This window comes from Microcystis sp. LE19-10.1B (assembly GCF_027530565.1).
Taxonomy (GTDB): Bacteria; Cyanobacteriota; Cyanobacteriia; order Cyanobacteriales; family Microcystaceae; genus Microcystis; species Microcystis aeruginosa.
The window spans coordinates 1-4,797 of the sequence record NZ_JAPZQM010000125.1; the positions used below are offsets into that span (position 1 = coordinate 1).

The 4,797-nt window shown below is 41.3% G+C and carries 2 protein-coding genes and 1 pseudogene; all 3 read left to right on the top strand.

The window, feature by feature from the left end; translation table 11 throughout:
* Window positions 1-132, top strand: a pseudogene (locus O9332_RS04490) (IS630-like element ISMae24 family transposase); the annotation flags it as partial.
* Between the two features lie 339 nt (window positions 133-471).
* On the top strand, window positions 472-2,784 hold the full coding sequence (locus tag O9332_RS04495; protein ID WP_288023876.1) for a GumC family protein: 2,313 nt from the start codon (window positions 472-474) through the stop codon (window positions 2,782-2,784).
* 191 nt (window positions 2,785-2,975) lie between these two features.
* Complete coding sequence (locus O9332_RS04500) at window positions 2,976-4,433, top strand: DASH family cryptochrome (RefSeq protein WP_002756763.1); 1,458 nt, start codon at window positions 2,976-2,978, stop codon at window positions 4,431-4,433.
* Window positions 4,434-4,797: the final 364 nt, after the last annotated feature.

The following is a 4,797-nucleotide window of genomic DNA, read 5'->3' on the forward strand; positions in this document are numbered from 1 at the left end:
GAAATATTATGGAGATTTTTAAAATATGAATGGATTGAATTTAGCGCCTATAAAGACCGAAAGAGCCTCCTCGCTTACGTTAAAAAAGTGCTGGACAATTTTGGAGGCGAGTATGTAATTAATTTTGCCTAGGTACTTAATTAATCGAGCCAGATTGCTACCGCAAAATCTTTTAAACCGCATCCACAGGGAAAACCGTAGTTTGGTTTTTTCGGCTATGATCTTTGCATAGCAATACTTTTAAGGGTTAATGACCTGCCAGTGAAATTCCAGTTCTCTAGCTGATTGCGGTTTATATCCTTAAAAGTGTCCCGAAGTCAATCTCAGCTTTAGATGTCATATTCCTTACTCTATAAGGGTTTGAGGCTATTTTAAATAGATACCATGTTTGGACAAATTCCCAAATTATTCTCAAGCTATACTGGCATACTAGATGCGGTTTAATAGAGTTATCCCTTGACTATTTGATTAATGATGAACAACCAACAAAACGGGGCTTTAAAAACCCAAAGCCAAGGAAATCTACCAGTTTTTGCCCAACCAGCTTTTATCCCCCCCCTGACGCAGGAAGAAGAGGAACTCAACCTGCGTCAAGTCCTTTCTGTCGTCAAGCATCGCTGGTGGATAATCGCTGGCATCACCCTAGGAGTAACAGGTGCGATCGCTGCTTGGACTTTCTTAAAAACCCCTATCTATCAAGGTAGATTCCTGCTGCTCATCGGTCAACCGATTGAGGAAAATAAAAATTCTCTCAAACTGGCAGCCCAAGATATCCTGCCTCAGTTGGGTGGAGAGAACATCGATTATGAAACCCAAATCGCTGTCCTGAAAAGTCCTCAACTCCTTAACCCCATCCTTAGTAAAATAACTCCTCAATATCCCGACTTTACCTACAGTGATTTAATTAGTAAAACTGGCAAATCTGATCTCAAAATTAGTCAATTAGAAGATACGAAAGTTTTAGAGATCGTTTACGAAAATGCAGAACCAGAAAAAATTAAGCTGGTTTTAGATAATTTAGCCCGTCATTACCTAAACTATAGTTCCCAGGAACGCAAGACCGAAATTAATCAAGGCTTGGATTTTGTTAACGCTCAATTGCCCGTGCTGCAGGAACGAGTTAATTCTCTACAAAAACAAATGCAGCAATTCCGGCAGCAATACAATTTCCTGGATCCCGACAAGGAAGCCACTCGTTTATCGCAACAGTTAACCAGCATCGAGCAGGAGTACAGAGTCGCCCAAGTTGCCCTTAACGAAATTAACTCTCGCTATCAAGCTTTACAGCAACAGGTGGGATTGGCCCCTAATCAAGCAATTATCGCCACTTATCTCAGTGAATCTCCCGGTTATCAAGATTTGCTCAAGCAGTTGCAAGAAGTGGAAGTGGAATTGGCGAAACAATCGGCAGTTTTTGCCAAGGATAGCCCGATAATCGCCACCCTAGAGGAAAAACGCGCTAATTTACTGCCCCTACTGCAAAAAGAAGCCCAGAGAACCCTAGGGGAAAAACTGCCCCAGACAGTGGGTAATTCCCCGGCTTTGGTATCACGGAGCGCTCTGCGGGTAGAATTAACCCAGCAATTGGTAGAAGCCGCTAACACCCGCCAAACCCTAGAAATTAAGGTAGAATCCCTTGCCCGGGCCCTGGAACAACAGAAAGGCTCGGTCAAAAATCTGGCGGTTTTAGCCCGTCGTTATACGGATTTGCAGCGAGAATTGGAAATTGCCACCACCAGTCTCGGTCGTTTTCTGGAGGAACAACAAAAACTCCAACTCAAGGTGGCACAACAAGTGGTGCCTTGGCAACTAATTTCCCCTCCAGAAGTAGAGGAAGATTTCGTTTCTCCTAAACCCGTGCGAAATCTCGCTTTAGGGGTTATTGGTGGCCTGTTACTAGGCCTAGGGGCAGCCTTTTTAGCTGAAAGATTAGATCCCGTTCATCATAGTGCAGATGAACTAAAAGAAGATACCAAACTGCCCCTTTTAGGCGCAATTCCCTGGCAAAAAGACCTCGATAAGATCGAAAAAGTGATCACCGCCGCCCTACCCCAGTTAACAGTCGCTGGTCAACAACTTACTATCCCTAATACCACTGCGAAATCAGCCAACGAAAACCCCTACTACTATAATTTCTCCCCCTTCTCGGAGGCTTTCCACACTCTTAACACCAATATTCGCCTCCTCGGTTCCGATTCCCCCCTCAAGTCCCTCGTGATTAGTTCTGTATCACCGGGAGATGGTAAAACTACTACGGCAATAAATATCGCTAAGGCTGCCGCTCGTATGGGACAAAAAGTCTTATTGGTGGATGCCGACCTGCGACGACCCCAGATTCACCTACGACTTAATCTCGATAACGACCACGGCCTTAGTAATGTCCTCGCCGAGGGTCTCGATTGGAACGAGGCGATTCAATCCCTGCCCCGCCACGAGAATTTATCGATTCTTACCGCCGGTTCAATTCCCCCAGATCCAACCCGCTTGCTTTCTTCCCAGAGAATGCAGGAGATGATCTCGCAATTACAGCAAGACCACGCCTTCGATCTAATTATCTACGATCTACCACCGATCGCCGCTTTTGCCGATGCGAAAATTCTCGCCGCCATGGCCACTGGCCTAATTCTCGTCACCAAACTGGGCAAAACCGATCGCTTTGTGCTGAAAAATCTGCTCGAAGATCTGAGATTATCCCAGATTTCCGTGTTAGGTTTAGTGGCTAATAATGTTAGTCGGAAAGACCACAATTATCGTTACTATAGCCATTACTACGGCAAAAGATAATTAAATCCCATCTTGCTTACTATTTATCGGTTAAGTAGGTAGGTGTTAAAAATTTTCAGGCACCCCCCTTATCAAGGGGGGATTAAGGGGGGATCCCCCCTTATCAAGGGGGGATTAAGGGGGGATCAGAGGCAAAATCTATCTTCTATTTAATTATAACCACTTACTTATCAACTTTTAATTGATGTTAAATGCGGGTTTTAATTTGGTATCGCAATGATCTGCGGGTTCACGATCACGAGGCAATTTATCAAGCTGTTCAAGAACAATTCGAGATAATTCCCTTCTATTGTTTTGATGAGCGTCAATTTGGTTTTACTTCCTACGGGTTTCCAAAAACTGGCAAGTTCCGGGCTAAATTTTTATTAGAAAGCGTAGCAGATTTGCGACAATCTCTGGAAAGTTTAGGCGGTAATTTAATTATCCGACGGGGAAAACCAGAAGACATTATCCCACAATTAGTTCAAGAATTGCAGATAGCCAAGGTTTATTATCATCAAGAGGTAACAGCAGAGGAATTAGCGGTAGAAAAAGCGGTAAATAAGGCTTTATCCGGGGTTCCTGTGCAGATAAAAACTTTTTGGACAGCCACTTTATACCATCCTGATGACTTACCTTTTACCCTTAATCAATTACCAGAATTATTTACTAATTTTCGTAAACAAGTAGAACGTTATTGGCAAATAAGAGCAACTTATCCCACGCCGAAAAAGTTGACAAAATTGCCTAAAATAGAGTTGGGAAACCTTCCCAGTTTAAACGATTTAGGCTTAACAGAATCAATTCTAGACCGGGGAGGTGTTTTGTCGTTTCAAGGGGGTGAAATGGCAGGAAAATCAAGGGTTAAAGAATATATTTGGGATAGTGATTCCTTAAAAACCTATAAGGAAACCCGCAATGAAATGTTAGGGACTAATTATTCCTCAAAATTCTCAGCTTGGTTAAGTTTTGGCTGTCTTTCCCCCCGTTATATCTACGAGGAAGTACAAAAGTATGAGCAAACGAGAGTAAAAAATGACTCTACCTATTGGCTGATTTTTGAATTATTATGGCGAGATTTTTTCCGATTTATTTGCAGTAAACACGGGAATAAAATCTTCTATAAATCTGGTTTGCAAGAACTTTATTTACCTTGGCTAGAAGATTGGGAAAGATTTAATCTCTGGTGTGAGGGAAAAACCGGTTATCCCCTTGTAGATGCTAATATGAGAGAATTAGCCGCTACAGGATTTATGTCGAATCGTGGCCGGCAAAATGTCGCTAGTTTTCTGAGCAAAAATCTCGGTATTGATTGGTGTATGGGAGCAGAATGGTTCGAGTCGTTATTAATTGATTACGATGTCTGTAGTAATTGGGGTAATTGGAATTACACTGCTGGTGTCGGCAATGACGCGCGAGGATTTCGTTATTTTAATATCCCTAAACAGTCGAAAGATTATGATCCCAAAGGTGATTATTTACGTCACTGGTTGCCCGAATTAGCCCTAATAAAAGGCGATAAAATTCACGAACCTTATAAATTATCTCCAGAGGAACAAAAGCGTTATGGTGTGATTTTAGGGGTTAATTATCCTCGTCCCATTGTCGATTTTTTTCGATCGATCAAACACAACGAAAAAATTTATCTTCAGCATTTCAGTGAACAGTAATCAGTAATCAGTGGACTTCTACATAATATTATCTCAAGACTAAAATTTTGTCTAGACAAGCAACTTACCCAAATAAAAATGATTTTAATGTCCCCAGATTTTTTCTGTTAAATTGAATGAACAACGATAGATATATATTTGGATTATCGAACTATTTATTAGTACAAATAATCAAATCAAGCTCTGATTGGGTTATAATTTTTGCAGATGTCTAATCAACTGAAAACTCACATCTGATAACTGATAACTGATAACTGATAACTGATAACTGATAACTGATAACTGATAACTGATAACTGATAACTGATAACTGATAACTGATAACTGATAACTGATAACTGATAACTGATAACTGATAACTGAT

What these genes read in the sequence shown, in the direction of transcription:
- O9332_RS04495 (WP_288023876.1), top strand. Translation starts at nt 472, where the DNA reads ATGATGAACAACCAACAAAACGGGGCTTTAAAAACCCAAAGCCAAGGA.
- O9332_RS04500 (WP_002756763.1), top strand. Translation starts at nt 2,976, where the DNA reads ATGCGGGTTTTAATTTGGTATCGCAATGATCTGCGGGTTCACGATCAC.